The following is a 19,827-nucleotide window of genomic DNA, read 5'->3' as shown; positions in this document are numbered from 1 at the left end:
CATTATTTTTTTATTCGATCATATTGCATACGAAATAACTCGATTGCAAATGGAATATCCTCTTCACTCTTTATATAATAACTTATCCATCCTGATTCAGGTAATACGTGATGTGGTTTCACTAATCCTTGGTTCACTAATTCATCTCGCTTTAACTTCGGAAATGGTAAATCAACTAACTTATCACCATGGAGATGGCCAAGTTCCTTCCTACCATAATTTATTTCAATACCACCAAATCGATGCGTTTTTTCAGAAACACCTTCCCAGCTGAGCACTTCATTTCTAATCATTTCACTATATGACATGAACATTCACTCCTTATAAATGATTGATGTAATTTTAAATTAACACTTTCATTACTTTTTTCCATCAATCCAAAGTATGAACGGGGATACGAATATAGTTTAATCTTAACACCTTTATTTTTTTACATATTTAAAACAGTTTCAAAGGGTATTTATTCTACTATATAGAATTATTATTAAAAATAATTTTAAGGGATGGATTTATATGAGCAAGGTATTATTACAAAAGGCAAATTATCTACAATCTGATGAATTAAAACTTTTGAAAAAAGCTATACAATTTGCAGAGCAAGCGCATGATGGACAATACCGTCAAACTGGAGAACCATATATTATTCATCCTTTCGCGATTACAGAAATACTACTAAATTATAAAGCTGACATTACAACATTGATTGCTGCGTTATTACACGATGTTGTAGAAGATACAGAACATTCTTTAGAAGAAATTGAATCGTATTTTGGTGCGACTATTCGATATATTGTAAATGGACTAACAAAAGAAAAAAAACAACAAGATCAAAAGAAAGTATTATACGAAGCAATTAATTTTAAAAAGTTGCTATTAGCCTCTCAACAAAATATACGTGTTGGCATTATTAAAGTTATAGATCGATTTCATAATATAAAAACATTAAGTGTTAAAAAACCCGCAAAACAAGTAGCTTATGCGAATGAAACGTTAACACTTTTTGCGCCACTTGCAAAGCGATTAGGATTATATACAATCCAGCATGAATTAGAAAATCTTGCTTTTCAATATCTACATAAAGAAAGATATAATAAGGTACTTAAATTTTTAACGGGATATGTGCCACATCTTCAAAAAAATATAACTGATTTAAGAAAAGGAATACATTCTTTTTATGATACTAACCTTTCATTTGAAATAAGCTACGAGTTCCCTCCAATTTATACTGCTTACTCACAACTACAAGAAGTACAAAACGTATCAGGGATTTCACAAATATGTATAACAACTACGAGTGTACTAGATTGCTATAAAATTCTAGGAATGATACATCAATTATACAAACCAACTATAAACTATTTCGAAGACAATATAGCACTTGAAAATAGCCATTTTAATAACAATTTAAAAACTAAAGTCAATATGAATGATATTGAACAAACAATTATCATTCAAACACAATCAGCAAAAACATTAAAAGATAATGGTATTTTTTCTTTATTGAATAATAAAACTGTAGATGTTCAAGCAATCTCTTATAAAATAATGAATGATACAATTATGAATAACAATTTATTAACTACAGATCCAATCGCTTTCCATAATCTAGTATCGTATGAACTATTCGAAAATACCATTACGGCTTATACTTCAGATTTACAACCTATTTATTTACCAGATGGTGCTACAATTATTGATTTTTCTTTCTCTGCATTCCCAAAAATTGTACATAACATGAAAAAAGCAAAAGTAAATGGCATTCCCGTTCCACTTAAAACAAAGGTATCTCATTTTGACGTCATTGAAATCCATTTTGATTTAAAACAAAACTTGGAATTAGAGTGGCTAAATTACGCTAATACTGCTAAAGCACAATTAATTATCCATCAAAAACTATCTTAAATAACAGACCAATACCTCTCTAAAAAGTATTGGTCTGTTATTATACGAAATAGATTTCTATATTTTCAATCCTAACCTAACATCAATAATTCCGACTTTAATTATGTCATTTATATAGATATTCATATTAACATTATTATAAATACGAAATACAACCTACGTTCTTTATGGAATAGGTAAATTTATTATGATACCGACAACTGCACATAACAAACACTAGACACATATCCTAATTTTGTAACCTTACTTACTAATAGAAAGGCGGGTAATACAAATGACTTCTAATATCGACTACACTTCCCCCTCAACTAATTTCACTCATGATTTAAATAAAAGTAATTTTTTTAAGAAAGATGCTCAAAATTATATAAACGTACTTGGCATCAAACAATTAAACACATTAGAAAACACTTCTTTATTAGATATATATTTAAGCACAGGTAATGTTGTAGAACCACATATTCATCAAAATGCAGCTGAACTTGTTTACTGTATTTCAGGATCCGCTGTTGTTTCTTTACTTAATCCATTTACGAATCAAATATTAAACTTACCGATTAAACCAGGGCAAGTTGCTAATATTCCACAAGCGTGGTGGCATTACGAAATTGCTACAGCAGATAATACTCATTTATTAGCCATTTTTGATGCCCCAACCCCAGAAGTCATTTTTGGTTCTGATATTTTAAGATTGACTCCAGCCAATATGATGGCTCATACTTATTGTCTCGATGAACAACAATGGAAACAAGCAATATCTCCGATTCAATCCACTACAGTGATTGGTCCTCCAGCAAACTGTAATCAAAACCGCGGAACAATGAATCAATCAACTCAATCCCCACCTCAACAACAAAATTTATATTACCAAGATTCATACTATTTCCCTCCATATTGGGGCTACTGATTTAAGTCATTTCTATTAGAAAACTATAATTCATCTCCTTGGAAAACTCCTTGGAGATTTTTTTAATATCAGCATCTTAATTTCCTATTCATTATCGTAACGATTAATAGAGTTAGTACATATAATAATTATATATTTAATTGGAGGTGATGATACTATGAGTAATTATAGTAACTATCGAAAAAACAATTCTAATAACAAAAATAGTAGTTCTTCAACTTCTTCTCAATCTTCCAATACTCAATCGCAAAAAGATTTAGCTCAACAAGGTTATGTAAAGAAAAAAGGGTGTAATTGTAATAAAAATAAATAAGATCTTTACAAAATTCTATATTTAGCTATATAAAAAGGAATACTCTTTAAAAAGAGTATTCCTTTTTATATGCTCATTTCGTACAAATTGTTTAGATGCTAGATCTATATTCTAAAAATATAGCCCTGCCTTACTACATCTAATTCCAGTAGGTACCCAAGTACACTTATTTAACAGAAAAGACGCAATCATTGAGATTACGTCTTTCCTTTTTTACAACATACTAACATCCTTTTGTATCTAAAGAATAGTTACCCCTGCACTCGCATAACCTTCTAAAGAAGCCCCTAGCGACGGACCTGAGGTTGTTATAGAGTAAACCATTAACAAACGTGTCTGTGGAGTTACTGGTATCGTTAATCCAGTTGTAATACCATTGCGAATCGTACCAACGTTAAAAAGACCCGTTATAGGTGGAAGCGTTACAAAAGCACCTGGTATCGGCGTGAAGTTGTTATTAGGTGCTATAGATTGGTATAGCTGCGCCGTAATGGTTATGGTTCCTAATCCAATATTCAATCCAACCGTTGTACTAAAATATGCCGCAATAGAATTAATTTCCCCATTACGTGGTACAGAAAAAGCCATATTAAGAAGTAATCCAGATGCACCTGTTAAATCAATTGATCCACCACCAAGTACAGATACAGTAGGCGCGGAATTCCCAAATCCGATAAGTCCACCAATGGCAGCTGCACCATCTAGAGCCGACGTTAAATTAACCGGTAGCCCCGACGCATATGAAATAATAGCTCCCTCGCCAGTTGCTCCTGTCGCTCCTGTCGCTCCTGTTGCTCCTGTTGCTCCTGTTGCTCCTGTTGCTCCTGTCGCTCCTGTCGCTCCTGTTGCTCCTGTTGCTCCTGTTGCTCCTGTTGCTCCTGTCGCTCCTGTTGCTCCTGTTGCTCCTGTTGCCCCTGTCGCTCCTGTTGCTCCTGTTGCTCCTGTTGCTCCTGTCGCTCCTGTTGCTCCTGTCGCTCCTGTTGCTCCTGTTGCTCCTGTTGCTCCTGTCGCTCCTGTTGCTCCTGTCGCCCCTGTTGCTCCTGTTGGACCTGGTGGACCTCCTGACGGTCCTGTTGCTCCTGTTGCTCCTGTCGCTCCTGTTGCTCCTGTCGCTCCTGTTGCTCCTGTTGCTCCTGTTGCTCCTGTTGCTCCGGTTGCTCCTGTTGCTCCGGTTGCTCCTGTTGCCCCTGTTGCCCCTGGCGGAATTGGAGTAAGACTAATTAATTGTGTTAATAGATTAAATAAAAGTCGTAAAGTTGATGGAGCAAAACAAGTCTGTATAGAGAAGAAGAAATCTGCAAGAGCGCTGTAAAATTGTTGTAATAGTACAGACAATTGCCCCAAGTCTGTATTAGGAGATTGTAATTCATTTAAAATACTTTGAACTAACTGTTTTAAATAATCTCCTTCTGTAGTTGGTAGTAATAAATTTAGTAAATCTAAGAGTTGGTTAAACAAATTGATTAGTATCAATTTATTTTCAGCATTTGGAGTAGCAAAAAACGTTGGTATAGCTATTATTAAAGCATTTAGTAAACTAATCAATTCATTTAATTGTGAATTGCTAGGACAAACTACCTTCGGCTCACAACAACCACCTGTAATAATAATTGAATCACAGTGATTATTATCAGAGCAATCATTATGTTTCATATTTTTCCTCCTTACTTATTTATTTTCCGAGTACCTTTTTATTCTAAGAGTTATTGAATATATAGTTATATTTTATTAGCTTTGAGTAATAATTTCCTCTTAGAAAAGAAAGCGCTACTAATAATTAAACAAAAAAAAACGCTGTTTTAATTATCTTCACGACTCTCATATTAATTATATGCCCCTAAAAACTTAATGATTAGATTATATACCTAAACTCAGTAACACATTTTAAAGTTCCACATGTCCTTTTAAATACATCACCCCATTCTCAAAACTAAACAATTAATAAGAGACGTAATAAATACATAAAAAATCATATTGACTATATAAGTATATAGCCGCGTCTCTAATAGGAAAATTCTCATAAAATAAAACATGTGACAAGCTTTATCTTAGCTAGCCCCATAAATTTAAAATAGAGGTGAAATATTACATGCCTATTATTCAACCTTTTATGGCATCCAGAAGATTCACGTCCACTTTAGGTGCTGGTACTGGTACTGGCGCGGCTTTCGCAATTGCTGCTACAGCATGCTTAAACGACTCTGGTACTACTGCAACAGCATTTCCCACTTACACATACTACAATCTTTATGTCAACGGAGTCATTCAACCTAGTGTAAACTCAACTGTCACTACAGGACCTACTGGCGCAATTACCATTCCAGGTGGAGATGCATTAGATCCTGGAATTCCGATTACAGTTGAATTTATCATCACTTAATATCTATTTTTTCAGTCAGACAGATTACTCAAATATGAGAATCTGTCTTTTTTAATGAATAGTAATAAATTGTAAAATAATTGATGAACCTAGTAAAGGCGGTTCAGAATCTACTAAAATCAACTGACCAGCAGTAACTTTGTAAAAAGGCTGTGGCTGAAGAATTCCATTTATAAACAAATTAATATATGAAACGTCATCTGGAGAGAGTATTTGTGTTGTACCATATTCAGGTATCCCATCAGCATTTGTATAAATAAGCTTTTCTCCATCTGAAAAAGTAAAATATAGTATATTTGATGTTTGTATATTACCAATAGGACCAGTTGCTCCCGTTTCTCCAGTTGTTCCGGTTACACCTGTTGCTCCCGTTTCTCCCGTTGTTCCTGTTATTCCGGTTGCTCCGGTTACACCTGTTGCTCCGTTTTCTCCGGTTGTTCCGGTTACACCTGTTGCTCCGTTTTCTCCGGTTGTTCCGGTTACACCTGTTGCTCCCGTTTCTCCGGTTGTTCCCGTTGCTCCGGTTACACCTGTTGCTCCCGTTTCTCCGGTTGTTCCTGTTATTCCGGTTGCTCCGGTTACACCTGTTGCTCCCGTTTCTCCCGTTGTTCCTGTTATTCCGGTTGCTCCGGTTACACCTGTTGCTCCGGTTACACCTGTTGCTCCCGTTTCTCCGGTTGTTCCGGTTTCTCCCGTTTCTCCCCTTGTTCCGGTTGTTCCGGTTACACCTGTTGTTCCGGTTACACCTGTTGTTCCGGTTACACCTGTTGCTCCGGTTGCTCCTGTTGTTCCGGTTACACCTGTTGTTCCGGTTACACCTGTTGCTCCGGTTACACCTGTTGTTCCGGTTACACCTGTTGCTCCGGTTGGAATTCGAATAACTGGAAGTGGTGGAAATGTAGGTCCAATATTTTCAAAAATTGATGTTTCATTATAGTTCTTCAATTTACCACCCCCTTTCACTTAATAATTATTAAATGTATATTTCTTTTAAATGTTAAAAAACGAATTTACATTTACAACTCCTGTTAATGAACGTTATTATATTTCTTATCAAATTAATATAACAACTCCATAACTTACAGGATCAACATTAATCTAAATTTACAGAAAATACCCCCTTGCTATTCCATCTCAATACGTAAGGTAATCATTCTCCAATCCTATATGCAATACTGCTTTGACACTCAACTATGTGTCTTTTTTATACGAAAAAAGCTATCTAATTATAGATAGCTTTTTCATAATATATTAAGAAACAGGATAATAAATTGTCATACTCACTCTTGTTAATGTTTCTCCTAAATTGTAATAAACATGTGGTCTATCCGCCTTAAATCTAATGGAATCACCACTTTTTAAATTATATTTACACCCATTTACTTCAATTGTTAATTCTCCATCAAACACTGTTATAAATTCTTCCGTTCCTTCTTTATGAGCTTCCGCACTCAAACTTCCCTTTTCTTCAATTTCAATCATATAAATTTCAAACTGTCTATTTTCTTGGAACGAAAATGAAGGAAATACTCTATACCTCCCATTATCCTCAGACAATATTTGGATATCATTCCGTAAAACTATAGTCGTATCTGGTTGTGGATTATTTATTAAAGAAGTAAAGGAAACCTTTAGTCCATTAGCGATTTTCCAAATTGTTGTAATCGTAGGACTAGATTCCCCTCTTTCAATTTGTCCAATCATTGTTTTACTCACACCTGTTAATTGTGAAACCTTTTCCAAACTCAGTTTTTCTTTCTTACGAATAGCTTTTAAATTTTTTGCAAGGATAATTTGAATTTCCTCCATAAAAAACACTCCTATACAATATAACGACCATTATGTATAATAAAAAGCACACGTTATATTGTTCTTTTCGGTCATTATAACACACGAATAAGAGGAGGTTTTTGAAATGCCTATATTTTCTTTTTTATTATTTGTCTTTGTTAGTAGCTTCACACCAGGCCCTAACAATTTTTTAGCTATGACATACGCCAAGCAATATGGATTAAAAAGAAGCATTACATTTTGCCTAGGTGTGGCTTTCGGTTTTTTTATTATCACTTCATTATGTAGTTTCTTTAATATTGTACTTATAAATATTCTGCCATTAATTGAATTCCCTTTAAAAATTTTAGGTGTAGCTTATATGCTGTATTTAGCTTTTAAAATACTCACTAGTAAAGGCAATACAGATACAAATGAAAAAAGTAATAAAAACTTATTTTTAGTAGGAATTATGCTTCAATTTGTTAACCCGAAGGGAATTTTATTCGCACTGACTGTAGTATCAACTTTTATTCTCCCTTACTACCATTCATATTCTAGTTACCTTTTCTTTTCATTGTTTTTAGGCATAGTCGGTTTAATGAGTACGTTTAGTTGGTGTCTATTCGGATCGATGTTTCAAAAACTTTTATTAAAACACAACCGAATATTTAACATTATTATGGCAGTTTTATTAGTGTTTAGCGCCATTTCAATTATTATTAACTAGTTCTATACTCATTCTAATTCTTATATTTTGTTTAACTGAACCAAACGCTACAGTTCGTATTTCTTAAGCTTTTTCTACTATTCTCCTAAATAGAACTTTTTTCTACCTTGTACAAGCAGTTCTTATCCTCATTAAATATAATATATAGACAAATAAAAGATAGGAGATTAAAGAATGGCTGATTATTTTTATAAACATGGTAAAAAGTACTATAAAAACTATTCATATTCTCACAATAAAAAAGAGAACTGTTTCACTAAAACGCATACGATTGCTGGCTCAAATATACCGTTAGATATTATTGTACCAGCTAACACTTCAAGAATAGTTTTTGAAGATGCTACTAATAATCACAATAAAACATTACTGCAGTTTCATGTTCCTGGTACTTCTGCACCAATTGTTGTAACTATTCGTACAAGAAATTCTCGTAGACCGATTACAGCTACAATCGCTTCAGGTGAAACAAGAATTCTTCAAGTGGAAAATTTTGAAAGCCTCACTCTCACAAATAATAATAATACAAGTAGCAACATTGGTGTTTTTATCCAAAAAACGTTTTGCATCTGCTGTGATGACCAAAATGATTATTATGCAGAACAATCACATTCTCTTAACCAAAAGAGTAACTGTTTTATTGAGACTCATACCATAGCCGGTTCGGGAACTTCCTCAACTGGAAATGTGCCTCTAGATATTATCGTACCCCCTAACACTTCAAGAACCGTATTTGAAGATCTTACTATTAATCACAACAAAACATTACTTCAAATATCTGTTCCTAACGATTCCGGTCCCATTGAAGTAATTATTCGAACAAGGATTTCTAACACACCAATTAATGCAACTTTAGTTCCTAATGAAACAAGGATTTTTCAAGTAGAAGATTTCCAAAACCTTACTCTCACAAACAATTCCGACACATTTGATTTTATTGATATATTTATTAATAAAACATTTTGTATTTGCTGTGATGACCAGAACAACCCTTGCGATGAATGTAACCATGCAGACAATGATTATGATTGTTAATTTATGTATTTACTTATCTATCATTTCTCATTTCTCATTTCTTAATAAAATAGCATTTTTGTTTATAAATTTTACACATTTAAACTAGACAAGCATATGTTATTATATGGAGATCCCCTCCACTCATAAGATTCTTACCTTTCTAAGAGTACGTTTATAGGCGTGCTCTTTTGATTTTTTATTCAATAACAATTTTTACATCCACACGCTTCTTACTAAGCTTCATTGCTAAATAAAGCTGGATATATTTTTTCTATTTTTGAATGCATAATCCAAAACTTATTACTAGAAATCGTACAAATACTAATAGCTCTTCAAAAATAGACGCACATGCTTCTATGGCAAAAGACAATTCGAGTTGACGAATTTGATTTTTCGCATCATCAAAATCGGAAGCTACAACTTTTTATTAAATACAACTTCAGCCTTATGACCTTGCAGTATATATTGACAATACTTTAGCTAGTCATAGAAAATCTTATGGAACAATCGCAGTATATAAAAATCCAAATGCTTCTCAATGGATAGGATTATGGACAGTATATGATGCATCAAGACATTTAATATATTCCAAATTTGGTTGGGTAAGTAATAGACCAATTAATCCATAATAAGAAAAAGAGGCTGCGAAATAATTACAGCCTCTTTTCTTTAATCGCATTTTTCTATTTGGTCGCCTTCTTCACCTGCATTTTCTGCCGAACTATCCGTTCCGCCTCCCACTGCATGTTGCTGTTTGGTATTAGAACTTTCGATGGCAGCGTTGGTTCCCGCTGCACTGTCTTCTCCACCACCACTTGCCACTTGAGTAGCACCAGCCTGTTCCTCACGGGTTTTATTAATTTGATTATTGATGATAAGTACAAATTCTGCCTCTTCATCCGAAGTTTCTTTTTTCATTTTATGCGGCTCAATCTGGTCCCCACTAATTCCTTTATTTATGGCTTCGCCTCCAGCGCCCACCGTTTCTTGCTGTCGGGTATTCGATGAATCGATTGCTGCATTACTTCCTGCTGCACTATTTTGTCCGGCTCCACTGGCAATTTGTGTTGTATTCGGTGCAAATGTAATCTGATTATTAATGACAATGACAATTTTTCGTTTATCAGCAAGATTTCCCAAATTAATTTCTTCTCCATCTTTTTTCACAAATCGAAACGTGATTTTTTCATTGTTTTCCGTGTTCTCCCCCCTTTGTAGTATTAAATGACTGGAGAATGATAATGGATTGGACAAGCGTATTTTTTTTATAAATATGTGCCCCGCCCACAATGAAGGGTGTATTACCAGGTTCCGGTATTTTCCTCGTATTAGGTACGTCGGCTTGGCGACAGTCCAGCATCCGACGAATTTCGGAATGCATGGAGAAAAGCCTTATAGGAGATATAGAAAGAGAGGTTAGTAGAAACATTGGTATATAAAGGTTTCTAGGTTTCATTATATTTTCCTTTTCTTATTTATATTTATCAGCCAAATATCTAGCATAGTGAACTAAATTTCTAGCTACATCTAATTCAAGATTAAATATATTAGGTACCCCTGGTCTCCAATTCACCTCAAATAACCACAATTTTTGATCCTTATCAAGCCCAACATCAATTCCTAACTCATCAAATAATACATCCTCATATAAAGAATTAAAATGGTTAGAAAAACTTACCGCAAATCGCTCTAAATACCTTTGAATATTATACCACTCGTTATCAAACTCCGTTTTTAAAAAAACATCTAAATAAGTACTATAACCACCACTAGCCATATTTGATACAACACTTCCTAATGGACCTATTCTCGGAAATATTGAAGTAATAACCCACTTTCCTTCTCCATTTCTTTGAACATGTAATCGAAAATCATAAACATGACCAGATTTCATTTGACATGAAATAAACTGTTGAACTATGTAACCTTGCTCTTGAATCTTATCAGATATAAAGCTCCGTAATTGTTTTTTATTAAGAAATGAAATTTGTTCTGACTCATTCATACTGTAATTCATCCCATGTTTTTCAACAAAAACAATACCCCTACCTTGATGTCCAGAAATTGGTTTAATAATAATTTTCTCATAACGATTAATCATGCTAAAAAACTTATTGACATCATTTAATTCATAAAAAGGAATAAGATATTGTTTGAATTTTTCTGCTTTTTTTATTCTGTTATATACACTTAATTTATCTCCAATTGAATGACTTGTGAACGGAACTTTATCATATAGATAATCAAAAATTTGCTGATTTTTATCACTAACATGAACACTTGCATTATAAATAACATCAGGAAAAGAAAATTCTTGTTCAACCCAATTACCATTTTCATAAGTTTTACCTAAAATCTTCTCCGTTTCTATATTTACTTTCCCTAAAGTAAAATAAAAAAAATTTACACCTTCAGCTTTTGCTACAGCAGCATAAGCATATGCTCTATTTACCATATTCGGATCTTTCCTATGATGAAGCATCCCAATTATAGTCATATCGGTTCCTCTCCTCCTCTTTTTAAAGATTGTTTTCAAATCAAATATCAAATTCATTATATATATATTCATGTTTTCCCTCATTCAACCATTTTTCGAAAAATCCAGAACAAGCTTAACCTCATTTTAATATTCTACCTATAGAAATAATAAATCTGAGGTTTTAAAAAATGATTAAGGTTAAGGTGACATAAAATGGATACTATTATTTTCATTGAAACAAATAAATCTGGATCAAGTAGGGAAGCAATCAAAGCAGCCGAAAAACTTAATTTCTTTACTGTTTTGTTAACTAACAAAACAAAATTTATTGAAGAACGAAATATATTCCCCGATGTACATCAAATGATTCTTACTGATATAAACGACTATGAAAATATAATTACAATAATCGAAAAAATAATAAAATCAGGGAAAAACATAAAAGGAATCTTTAGTTTTATTGATCCTTTTGTTTATGTAGCTGCACGTTTATCAGAAAATTTCTGTTCAAATATTGTATCTACTAAAGCAATCTATCATATGGAAAACAAAATATTAACTCGTAATGTACTTAAAGATTTACCAATCTCACTCAAATATTTAACTTATAAACCAACAGAATCATTATCATCTTTCCTTAAAAAAACTAAAAATATGAATTTTCCTCTTATTGTAAAATCCCCCAAATCCACAGGTTCAAAAGATGTATTATTAATAAAAAATAAAGATCAATTAATTTTATCTATGAAAAGTCTTTTAAAAAAACTACCTAATGAAGAAATTCTACTTGAAGAATATATAGATGGACCTCAGTACTTAGTCGAAGTTTTAGTTCAAAATGGAAAAGTCCATATTATAGCAGTAATTGAACAAGAAATTACACTTTTTGAACGCTTTATTGTTACTGGTTATTCTTTACTAGGACAGGTAGACAAAAGACTATATAATAGTCTTTTCAATGCAGTTAATTCTGTTATTCAGGCTTTTAATATGAAAAATGGAGCTTGTCATCTAGAACTCCGGAGAATAAATGATGTTTGGAAATTAATTGAGATAAACCCCAGAATATCAGGTGGAGCAATGAATGACATAATTGAAATTGGACATGGAATCAACTTAGTACAAGAAACTATTCAATTAATGTTAGGAAATAAACCTTCACTAAATAAAAAACATTATAAATATGTGTATGCTCATTACCTAACAGTTAAATCTATAGGAAAACTAATTCGAGTTACAGGGAAAAATCGTAGTTCTAGATATCCTGGTGTAGAGAAAGTTTATATAAAACCTAAAAAAGGAACTTTTCTAAAACCACCTACATCAATGGGACATCGATATGGATACGTTTTAGCAGCGTCCTATTTTAAAACAGAAGCAAAAAAAATAGCTTTAGAAGCGGCTAAAGAAATTTCTTTTGAAATCCAAAAATAATAAAAACAACATATATACACCAACAGATAAAAATATACTAAAAATCATATTTCTTATAATTTTAATTTATTTACTAAATAGAAGACTCCAAAATGATTTAATTTATATATGGTAAAATATATCCATCGCTAATATGTCCAAACATGTAATTTTCATAGAAGTAAAATTACAACTAGACTTATACAACATGATTCAAAAAATCAATGAAGGAATGTTTTAAGTGAAAGGACATATTCGAAAAAGAGGAACAAAGTGGTGTATTATTGTCGATATCGGAGCTGATCCAGAGACCGGAAAAAGAAGACAAAAGTGGCTTTCATGATACATTTAAAGCCTATTTGAAAAAAACAGAATTAAACAACATTAGATTTCATGATTTACGCCATACACATGCAACGCTTCTTTTAAAACAAGGAGTGCATCCAAATATTGTAAGCGAACGATTGGGTCATACGGACGTTTTCATAACTTTAAATCGCTATTCGCATGTTTTACCAGGATTGCAAGAGAATGCTGTTAAAACATTTAGTGAGAGACTATTCGGATGGTAATGTTTGCAAATATAAAAAATGAGGTTTCTCTTTTCTAGAGAAACCTCACCACATCAATGTTTTTGTTAAATTTTAAACTGACTCGTATACAAATCAAAGTAAAACCCTCCATCTTCCATGAGAGTTTCATGATTTCCTCTCTCTAAAACACTTCCATCTTTTATTACAAGTATTTGATCTGCTTTTTCAATCGTTTTCAGCCGATGAGCAATTACAAAGCTCGTTCGCCCTCTCATTAAATTATTTAATCCGGCTTGAATTTGTAATTCTGTTCTCGTATCAATATTAGATGTGGCTTCGTCGAGAATTAATATATCTGCATCTGCTAAAATTGCTCGTGCAATCGCAAGAAGTTGTTTTTGTCCCTGACTTAAATTCGAACCTTCTGAAGCGATTTCTGTTTCATATTGATTCGGTAAATGCTTAATAAAAGAATGTGCTGATGCAGCTTTAGCAGCGGCCATTACTTCTTCATCACTTGCATCCAAACGCCCATACCGAATATTATCCATAATCGTCCCAGCAAATAAATACGTATCCTGTAAAACAACCCCTATTTTACTCCGCAAAGAATTAATATCATAATCCTTTATATCTTTTTCATCAATGTTAATTTGCCCTTTTTGAATGTCATAAAAGCGAGTTAACAAATTAATAATTGTTGTTTTTCCTGATCCAGTTGGACCGACTAAAGCGATGGTCTCCCCAGGATTTGCCTCGAGACTCACATCTTTTAAAATCATGTTGTCCTGTGCGTATCCAAATGAAACTTTCTCAAGCCTAACATGTCCTTGTAAATTTTGTACAAGTACTGCATCTTTTTTATTTTGAATTTCTGGTACTTCATCCATAATTTCAAAAACACGTTCTCCTCCAGCAACTGCCGCTTGAATCGTATTCATTAAAGTTGCAAATTGACTAAGTGGTCTTGAAAATTGTCGAGAATAATTAATAAAAGCTGCAATGACACCTACTGTTGTCATTCCGTTTAATACCATTACCGATCCAGTTCCAATTACAAGCCCCATTCCTAAGTTATTAATAAAGTTCATACTTGGAAAAATAAATGCTGAAAACGTTTCAGCCTTCGTTGCTGAAATTCTTAGCTGTTCGTTAATTTCATTAAAGTTATGTACGGTTTCTTTTTCTTTTCCGTATAACGTAGTTACGTCTGCACCTGTAATAGCTTCCTCGATAAATCCATTTAATTCCCCTAAATCCTTTTGACGCTTCGCAAAGTTTTTGCCACTATAAGCAACTAGTTTTTTTGTAACGAAAAACATAATAGGTACTGTAATTAAAGTTACAATTGCTAAAATCCAATCTAATGAAAACATCGCAATTGTTACACCTATAAATGTTAACGCTGATGAAATAATTTGTACAACACTTTGTGTCAAAGCTTGATTTAAGTTATCAATATCATTTGTCACACGGCTCATTAAATCACCTTGAGAACGTACATCAAAGAATCGTAGAGAAAGTGTTTGGATTTTCTCAAAAATATCTTGTCTTATTTTTTGTATAGTCTTTAATGCAACATTAATCATTACAAATGTTTGTAACCATGTTAACAATACGGTTATCCCATATATTGCAATGAGCAGCATGCACATTCTCGCTGTCCCGCTTAAATCCTTCGGTACAATGTATTCATCAATGATGACCCCCATATAATATGGCCCAAGTAAACCTAGTAATGTCGTGATAAATACAAGAATAATAACGAACATAAGAGATGCTTTTTGATACCCCATGTAGTTCCATACTCGCATTATAGTTCCTTTAGTATTCTTTGTTTTTCCCGTTTTCGGATTGTTACGTCCACCTTTATTTCCAAATTGTCCTTGAAAATTACGCATGCTCTTCCCCTCCTTCTTGCTGCAGGCTACCACCTTGGGAAAGATAAATTTCCTGATACACTTCACAAGTTGCCAATAAAGCCTCATGCGTACCATTTCCAACTAATTCACCGTTATTCAAAACGAGGATTTTATCAGCATCTATAATAGAAGATATTTTTGATGCAATTAAAAATGTCGTTGTGCCACTATATCTTGTCCTTAATGCTTCTTGTATTACAGCTTCTGACTTCGCATCAACTGCCGATGTAGAATCGTCTAATACAAGAATAGATGGCTTTCTCACTAGGGCTCTTGCAATAGATATACGTTGTTTTTGACCGCCAGATAGATTGGTTGCACCTTGTGTTAAGTTATATTGATAAGAGTCTTCCAGCTTATTTACAAACTCAGTCGCACAAGCAGATGAAGATGCTAATTCCAATTCATCATAAGTGGCATCTTCTTTACCATAACGTAAATTCTCTTCTATACTGCCTGAAAAGAGAAGTGCCTTTTGTGGAACGAAGCCAATTGAAGCACGAAGTTTTTGTAAATCGTATGCTTTCACATTGACATCGTCTATACATACTTCACCTTGATCAACATCGTAAAGTCGTGGCAATAGTTTTGCTAATGTAGATTTACCACTCCCAGTAGATCCAATCATCCCTATTTTTTCACCTTTACGTACAGTAAATGAAATATCTTTTAAAACATATTCATTATTTTTCGTATAACTATAGCTAACATTTTTAAACTCTACATTACCACCCACTTGTTTTGGTTCATATACGTCGCCTTCAGTTGTAATATCAACTTCAGTATGTAAGACTTGTTGTACACGATCAGCTGATGGAAAAGCACGGGCAATTTGAATAAATACCATACTAATAGACATAAGTGACATTAAAATGATATTTAAATAGTTAATAAAAGCTAAAATGGCCCCTACTTGGAGTGTACCGTTAAAAACTTTCTCGCCACCAATCCATAAAGTTGCTACAATCCCGCCATTTACAACTAGCATAATAATTGGCATCATCAATGAAATAATTTGTATAGCACGAATATTTATTTCAGTTAAACTTGTATTAACTTTCTCAAACTGTGAGATTTCATATTTTTGTCTTACATATGCTTTTATAACACGTACACCGGATAAATTTTCTTGTAGCTTTGTGTTTACTTTATCTAATGCTTCTTGTACTCGTTTAAATGAACCGCTCGCTTGACCTGCAATCCATACAATTGCAACTAATAAAACGGGTACCACAACAAGTAAAATCGGAAATAGTTCTCTCGCTGTTACAAAGACTATAATGATACTTCCAATAAATAATAACGGTCCACGGACAAGTACACGTAACGTCATCGTCATTGCCGCTTGAATAGATGTAATATCATTTGTCACGATTGTTAATAATTTACCTGTTCCAAATGAATCACGATTTTTGCTGGAAAATATTTCTATTTTCGCAAACACATCTTTTCGTATGTCTGTAGCGAAATTAACAGCAGCTTTTGTAGAATACATCATACAACCAAGTCCTCCAACTAAACCGATTGCTGCTGCCCCTATCATAAGAAGCCCCATTTTTATTACATAATTCAAATCCCGGTTTGCAATTCCAACATCAATAATATGTTGCATTATTGTCGGTTGAATTAAGTCCATCGCAACCTCAAGTACCATAAATAACGGCCCAATAATAGCGAAGAACATGTATGGTTTTAAATACTGTAACAACTTGCGAAATGATTTCATACATAATCTCCTTTTTTCATGAAATTACCATTGAATAATTCATATTCCTCCTTATTTAAGTGATATAGTCTGTAATTTCTTCATTAGTCCTATTATATTATGTAAATTAATATTTAACATTATTAAATGATAAGTTTTAAATCATTTTTAGTCAATAAAATGGAACTTTAATCTACCAGGCATTTTCACTGCCAGTTGATGTGAATACTCTTTAACTTAATAAAAACCGCATTCTCATTTAGTAAGAATGCGGTTTTCCCATCTATATTTGTTCAATTTTAAAATCGAAAACCTCGGTCTCGAATCCATTATTTTCAGAAGGACTACACGTATAAAAACCAATTTTAACAGGCTCATTACCTATGTCCTCCATCAAATGAGCGATTCTTATTTGTTCCCATCGCTGACTCGTTTTCACATATATTGTATAATCGCCAAGTTTTCGAATAATTCGAAAACTCAATTGTTGCTTAGCAAACTCATTTGGATAGTCTTGCGTTGACCAATCAGAATAGCCATTATTCGTTACGACAGCACCTAAATGTGATGGGCCCTCAGGAATATATTCTAAAGATGTTTTTAACCAACACTTCTCAGAAATCATAACAAATAAACCCGCTTGATCGTATGTCGCATTTGGATTCATGCGCAATTGAACTTCAGCCTGAAAATCTGTCATTATCTCATCATAAAATACATGGCCATTCATTACTTCAAAACCATAATGGGTTTTCAGCCAAAAATCTGTTTCTTCTTTCGAATGGACAATGAATGTATCATTGTCTTCAAGTTTGTAAAATTTAGGTGCGTTCATTACAGTAAGTTGCTCAATATGATTTGGTATATATGATGTTTTCATAATTCCTCCATAAAAAAGCATTTAAATTAATATTTAAAACTCAGTTAATACCGGGAATTTATAACCTTTAAAATCTAATTCTTTATTACTTCGAACCATTAAATACTTACTAGTCTGTAATTCTGTATATTGTACATCATCAATTCCTAATTGATCTGGGTAGAAATAAAATTCAATCTCCGTAAATTCCCCAGAGATTTCCTCACATAATTCATCTAAAATCGGAATTACCGGCGCAAATACTCCAAATAATTTTAGTTTTTGATTTTCTACTGTAAAAACAATCAGCGCATCTAATTTCTCTGAATAATAAAGGTTTTCATTCCATGTTGAATCATACATATTTAAATAAAACGAAGAGCGGTAATTTAACGTTGAAAATTTATTAGAAAGCCTTTGGCCATTTTCAATAATCTCATGTATTAATTGTCTATCCTCTTCATTATAAAAATCTAACTTTTTAAGTTGAGAATCTTTATCACTCTTATTTTCGTATGATACTGTCATCAAATATTCTTGCACAATTTGAAAACCAAATGGTTTATATAGTTCCGGATTTTCAGTAAACAAGACCGCACACTCGCATTGCTCATCAATTTCCTCTATCATCTTACTAAACAATTGTTTCATTAATCCTCGTCTACGATAATTCGGATGTGTCATTACTGATTGAATACCCGCTGCATTTATTTTTTCACCATTAATTAAAAGCGGAAGTGAAAATGCCGCAACATTTGCAATCGCTTTATCATCTTGTAAAAATGATAATGCTTTATATGTATAATCCCAATATCCTTTCGCTGAAAAATCATGCAATGTTTGACTTGTAATCCCAAACACTTCTTCAAATAAAGGAAATAACTGCTCTCTTTTCGGTTCTTCTAATAGAATATTTGCAAAATTATCAACATTCCCCATATTGTCCCTCCATACGTCGATTCCATTAAATTAGATATACTTATATGACCTACTCCTAGAATAATAGGCCTTTCAAATCAATATATTATCATAAAACATAAAAAAATAGTCTAATTTATTTTTTGTTTTGACTATTTAAAAATAAGTCAAATAAACTCATATAAAGATTTTTGAATATTAATAAGTTTATTATATACAAATGGTGCTTTCTAATTAACTTATTACTAATAGAAATGCACCATTTATAAAAATATTATTCACTTATTATTTTGTTCCTTCAAGTCGCTCCTTCGTACTTATTTCTTCACCCCTAATACGCTTTTCAAACGTCTTTCTCCAACTAGTAGACAGTGCATTTACTTCTAAAATCCTTTTTAATCCTTCAGAGTTTTGTTTTTCTTTATGCATTATGCGATTCGCAAACGAAATTGACACACCTTTTGGATCAGGCTTCAACAATTTCAAAGTATCTACCGGTAATATCCACCCTTCTTTTAATACTCGAAAATAAAAACCTGTGTATCCTGTATCTTGAAAATATAATGGTAGCTTTGGAATATTATATTTCTTCGCTAATTTAAAACAAGGTTGTCTTGGCTGCGTTACTTGTACAATCGCTTCTCCGAGTTGAAACGTGTCACCAATACAAACATCTTCTTCACGCATTCCGCTTACTGTTATATTTTCACCGAAAGCCCCATATACAAGTTCCTGATTCAATTCTTTTTCCCAGTACGGATAGTGGTCACCAGTATAAACACAAACCGCTTTATCTACCCCTCCATGATGAACTAAATCCGCCTGTCCATCTCCATTAAACTTTAAAAATGATAAAAAAACAGGTTCCTTTACTTGCTTTTTATTTATCCCTGTTTGAATTAACTTCCCACCATACATAACCTCTTTTGGCAATCCTATATTTAAAGATAGGATTTCATATACTTTAGTCATTCAAATCCCT

The 19,827-nt window shown here is 32.9% G+C and carries 19 protein-coding genes and 1 pseudogene; 9 read left to right on the top strand and 11 right to left on the bottom strand.

What is annotated here, in order from left to right; translation table 11 throughout:
- Window positions 1-2: 2 nt before the first annotated feature.
- The gene (locus MHB76_RS11835; RefSeq protein ID WP_070128379.1) at window positions 3-308 is read right to left on the bottom strand and encodes a luciferase domain-containing protein; all 306 of its coding nucleotides are present in this window, start codon (window positions 306-308) and stop codon (window positions 3-5) included.
- A 205-nt stretch (window positions 309-513) separates the two neighbouring features.
- On the opposite strand from MHB76_RS11835, the gene MHB76_RS11830 reads away from it, so the two are divergent.
- The 3 genes from MHB76_RS11830 (at window position 514) to MHB76_RS11820 (ending at window position 3,122) form a co-directional block, all read left to right on the top strand.
- Complete coding sequence (locus MHB76_RS11830) at window positions 514-1,902, top strand: HD domain-containing protein (protein ID WP_340986582.1); 1,389 nt, start codon at window positions 514-516, stop codon at window positions 1,900-1,902.
- 274 nt (window positions 1,903-2,176) lie between these two features.
- Window positions 2,177-2,809 (top strand): cupin domain-containing protein, encoded by a 633-nt coding sequence (locus tag MHB76_RS11825; RefSeq protein WP_078174358.1) that lies wholly within the window; start codon window positions 2,177-2,179, stop codon window positions 2,807-2,809.
- Window positions 2,810-2,966: 157 nt separating this feature from the next.
- Window positions 2,967-3,122 carry a hypothetical protein gene (locus tag MHB76_RS11820; protein WP_165763952.1) on the top strand — a complete coding sequence of 52 codons (156 nt, stop codon included), beginning with the start codon at window positions 2,967-2,969 and terminating at the stop codon, window positions 3,120-3,122.
- A gap of 240 nt (window positions 3,123-3,362) precedes the next feature.
- Here MHB76_RS11820 and MHB76_RS11815 read toward each other — a convergent pair whose 3' ends face one another.
- Window positions 3,363-4,775: an exosporium glycoprotein BclB-related protein gene (locus MHB76_RS11815; RefSeq protein WP_340986577.1), complete on the bottom strand. Its 1,413-nt coding sequence runs from the start codon at window positions 4,773-4,775 to the stop codon at window positions 3,363-3,365.
- Between the two features lie 436 nt (window positions 4,776-5,211).
- Here MHB76_RS11815 and MHB76_RS11810 point away from each other — a divergent pair, with 436 nt between their 5' ends.
- Window positions 5,212-5,502 carry a DUF4183 domain-containing protein gene (locus MHB76_RS11810; protein WP_002109919.1) on the top strand — a complete coding sequence of 97 codons (291 nt, stop codon included), beginning with the start codon at window positions 5,212-5,214 and terminating at the stop codon, window positions 5,500-5,502.
- Between the two features lie 51 nt (window positions 5,503-5,553).
- Here the strand turns inward: MHB76_RS11810 and MHB76_RS11805 are convergent, their stop codons facing one another.
- Window positions 5,554-6,447, bottom strand: a complete 894-nt coding sequence (locus MHB76_RS11805) for a DUF4183 domain-containing protein (protein ID WP_445661352.1) — start codon at window positions 6,445-6,447, stop codon at window positions 5,554-5,556.
- Window positions 6,448-6,753: 306 nt separating this feature from the next.
- Window positions 6,754-7,311: a helix-turn-helix domain-containing protein gene (locus MHB76_RS11800; protein WP_002109916.1), complete on the bottom strand. Its 558-nt coding sequence runs from the start codon at window positions 7,309-7,311 to the stop codon at window positions 6,754-6,756.
- A 106-nt stretch (window positions 7,312-7,417) separates the two neighbouring features.
- On the opposite strand from MHB76_RS11800, the gene MHB76_RS11795 reads away from it, so the two are divergent.
- Window positions 7,418-8,002, top strand: a complete 585-nt coding sequence (locus tag MHB76_RS11795; RefSeq protein WP_078174355.1) for a LysE family translocator — start codon at window positions 7,418-7,420, stop codon at window positions 8,000-8,002.
- 174 nt (window positions 8,003-8,176) lie between these two features.
- The gene (locus tag MHB76_RS11790) at window positions 8,177-9,034 is read left to right on the top strand and encodes an exosporium protein D (protein WP_078174354.1); all 858 of its coding nucleotides are present in this window, start codon (window positions 8,177-8,179) and stop codon (window positions 9,032-9,034) included.
- Between the two features lie 651 nt (window positions 9,035-9,685).
- On the opposite strand, the gene MHB76_RS11785 is transcribed toward MHB76_RS11790, so the two are convergent.
- On the bottom strand, window positions 9,686-10,237 hold the full coding sequence (locus tag MHB76_RS11785) for a hypothetical protein (RefSeq protein ID WP_078174408.1): 552 nt from the start codon (window positions 10,235-10,237) through the stop codon (window positions 9,686-9,688).
- Between the two features lie 250 nt (window positions 10,238-10,487).
- Complete coding sequence (locus MHB76_RS11780) at window positions 10,488-11,585, bottom strand: YheC/YheD family endospore coat-associated protein (RefSeq protein ID WP_078174353.1); 1,098 nt, start codon at window positions 11,583-11,585, stop codon at window positions 10,488-10,490.
- Between the two features lie 123 nt (window positions 11,586-11,708).
- Between MHB76_RS11780 and MHB76_RS11775 the strand changes: the two genes are divergently transcribed.
- The 3 genes and pseudogenes from MHB76_RS11775 to MHB76_RS11770 form a co-directional block, all read left to right on the top strand.
- Window positions 11,709-12,929, top strand: coding sequence for an ATP-grasp domain-containing protein (locus tag MHB76_RS11775; protein ID WP_078174352.1), 1,221 nt, complete (start codon window positions 11,709-11,711; stop codon window positions 12,927-12,929).
- Window positions 12,930-13,149: 220 nt separating this feature from the next.
- Window positions 13,150-13,251 (top strand): Arm DNA-binding domain-containing protein, encoded by a 102-nt coding sequence (locus MHB76_RS26315; protein WP_429708702.1) that lies wholly within the window; start codon window positions 13,150-13,152, stop codon window positions 13,249-13,251.
- 16 nt (window positions 13,252-13,267) lie between these two features.
- Window positions 13,268-13,480 (top strand): annotated as a pseudogene (locus MHB76_RS11770) (tyrosine-type recombinase/integrase); the annotation flags it as partial.
- 65 nt (window positions 13,481-13,545) lie between these two features.
- Here MHB76_RS11770 and MHB76_RS11765 read toward each other — a convergent pair.
- The 5 genes from MHB76_RS11765 to MHB76_RS11745 form a co-directional block, all read right to left on the bottom strand.
- On the bottom strand, window positions 13,546-15,342 hold the full coding sequence (locus MHB76_RS11765; RefSeq protein ID WP_340986572.1) for an ABC transporter ATP-binding protein: 1,797 nt from the start codon (window positions 15,340-15,342) through the stop codon (window positions 13,546-13,548).
- Entirely contained in the window at window positions 15,335-17,089 is a 1,755-nt protein-coding gene (locus MHB76_RS11760; protein WP_340986570.1) for an ABC transporter ATP-binding protein, read from the bottom strand. Before MHB76_RS11760 ends, MHB76_RS11765 begins: the two co-directional genes overlap by 8 nt.
- Before the next feature lie 262 nt (window positions 17,090-17,351).
- Window positions 17,352-17,948: a DUF1349 domain-containing protein gene (locus tag MHB76_RS11755; protein WP_002085622.1), complete on the bottom strand. Its 597-nt coding sequence runs from the start codon at window positions 17,946-17,948 to the stop codon at window positions 17,352-17,354.
- 33 nt (window positions 17,949-17,981) lie between these two features.
- Entirely contained in the window at window positions 17,982-18,866 is an 885-nt protein-coding gene (locus tag MHB76_RS11750) for a GNAT family N-acetyltransferase (RefSeq protein ID WP_078174349.1), read from the bottom strand.
- A 264-nt stretch (window positions 18,867-19,130) separates the two neighbouring features.
- Window positions 19,131-19,817, bottom strand: a complete 687-nt coding sequence (locus MHB76_RS11745; RefSeq protein WP_340986562.1) for an MOSC domain-containing protein — start codon at window positions 19,815-19,817, stop codon at window positions 19,131-19,133.
- Between the last annotated feature and the right edge of the window lie 10 nt (window positions 19,818-19,827).

Source organism: Bacillus sp. FSL M7-1345 (assembly GCF_038006985.1).
Lineage (GTDB): Bacteria > Bacillota > Bacilli > Bacillales > Bacillaceae_G > Bacillus_A > Bacillus_A cereus_U.
Note: the sequence above shows the minus strand (reverse complement) of the source record. Positions and strands in the feature narration are given on the sequence as shown.

What these genes read in the sequence shown, in the direction of transcription:
- MHB76_RS11750 (WP_078174349.1), bottom strand. Translation starts at nt 18,866, where the DNA reads ATGGGGAATGTTGATAATTTTGCAAATATTCTATTAGAAGAACCGAAA.
- MHB76_RS11745 (WP_340986562.1), bottom strand. Translation starts at nt 19,817, where the DNA reads ATGACTAAAGTATATGAAATCCTATCTTTAAATATAGGATTGCCAAAA.
- MHB76_RS11810 (WP_002109919.1), top strand. Translation starts at nt 5,212, where the DNA reads ATGCCTATTATTCAACCTTTTATGGCATCCAGAAGATTCACGTCCACT.
- MHB76_RS11825 (WP_078174358.1), top strand. Translation starts at nt 2,177, where the DNA reads ATGACTTCTAATATCGACTACACTTCCCCCTCAACTAATTTCACTCAT.
- MHB76_RS11795 (WP_078174355.1), top strand. Translation starts at nt 7,418, where the DNA reads ATGCCTATATTTTCTTTTTTATTATTTGTCTTTGTTAGTAGCTTCACA.
- MHB76_RS11800 (WP_002109916.1), bottom strand. Translation starts at nt 7,311, where the DNA reads ATGGAGGAAATTCAAATTATCCTTGCAAAAAATTTAAAAGCTATTCGT.
- MHB76_RS11775 (WP_078174352.1), top strand. Translation starts at nt 11,709, where the DNA reads ATGGATACTATTATTTTCATTGAAACAAATAAATCTGGATCAAGTAGG.
- MHB76_RS11815 (WP_340986577.1), bottom strand. Translation starts at nt 4,775, where the DNA reads ATGAAACATAATGATTGCTCTGATAATAATCACTGTGATTCAATTATT.
- MHB76_RS11790 (WP_078174354.1), top strand. Translation starts at nt 8,177, where the DNA reads ATGGCTGATTATTTTTATAAACATGGTAAAAAGTACTATAAAAACTAT.
- MHB76_RS11780 (WP_078174353.1), bottom strand. Translation starts at nt 11,585, where the DNA reads ATGAATATATATATAATGAATTTGATATTTGATTTGAAAACAATCTTT.
- MHB76_RS11760 (WP_340986570.1), bottom strand. Translation starts at nt 17,089, where the DNA reads ATGAAATCATTTCGCAAGTTGTTACAGTATTTAAAACCATACATGTTC.
- MHB76_RS11820 (WP_165763952.1), top strand. Translation starts at nt 2,967, where the DNA reads ATGAGTAATTATAGTAACTATCGAAAAAACAATTCTAATAACAAAAAT.
- MHB76_RS11835 (WP_070128379.1), bottom strand. Translation starts at nt 308, where the DNA reads ATGTCATATAGTGAAATGATTAGAAATGAAGTGCTCAGCTGGGAAGGT.
- MHB76_RS11755 (WP_002085622.1), bottom strand. Translation starts at nt 17,948, where the DNA reads ATGAAAACATCATATATACCAAATCATATTGAGCAACTTACTGTAATG.
- MHB76_RS11830 (WP_340986582.1), top strand. Translation starts at nt 514, where the DNA reads ATGAGCAAGGTATTATTACAAAAGGCAAATTATCTACAATCTGATGAA.
- MHB76_RS11765 (WP_340986572.1), bottom strand. Translation starts at nt 15,342, where the DNA reads ATGCGTAATTTTCAAGGACAATTTGGAAATAAAGGTGGACGTAACAAT.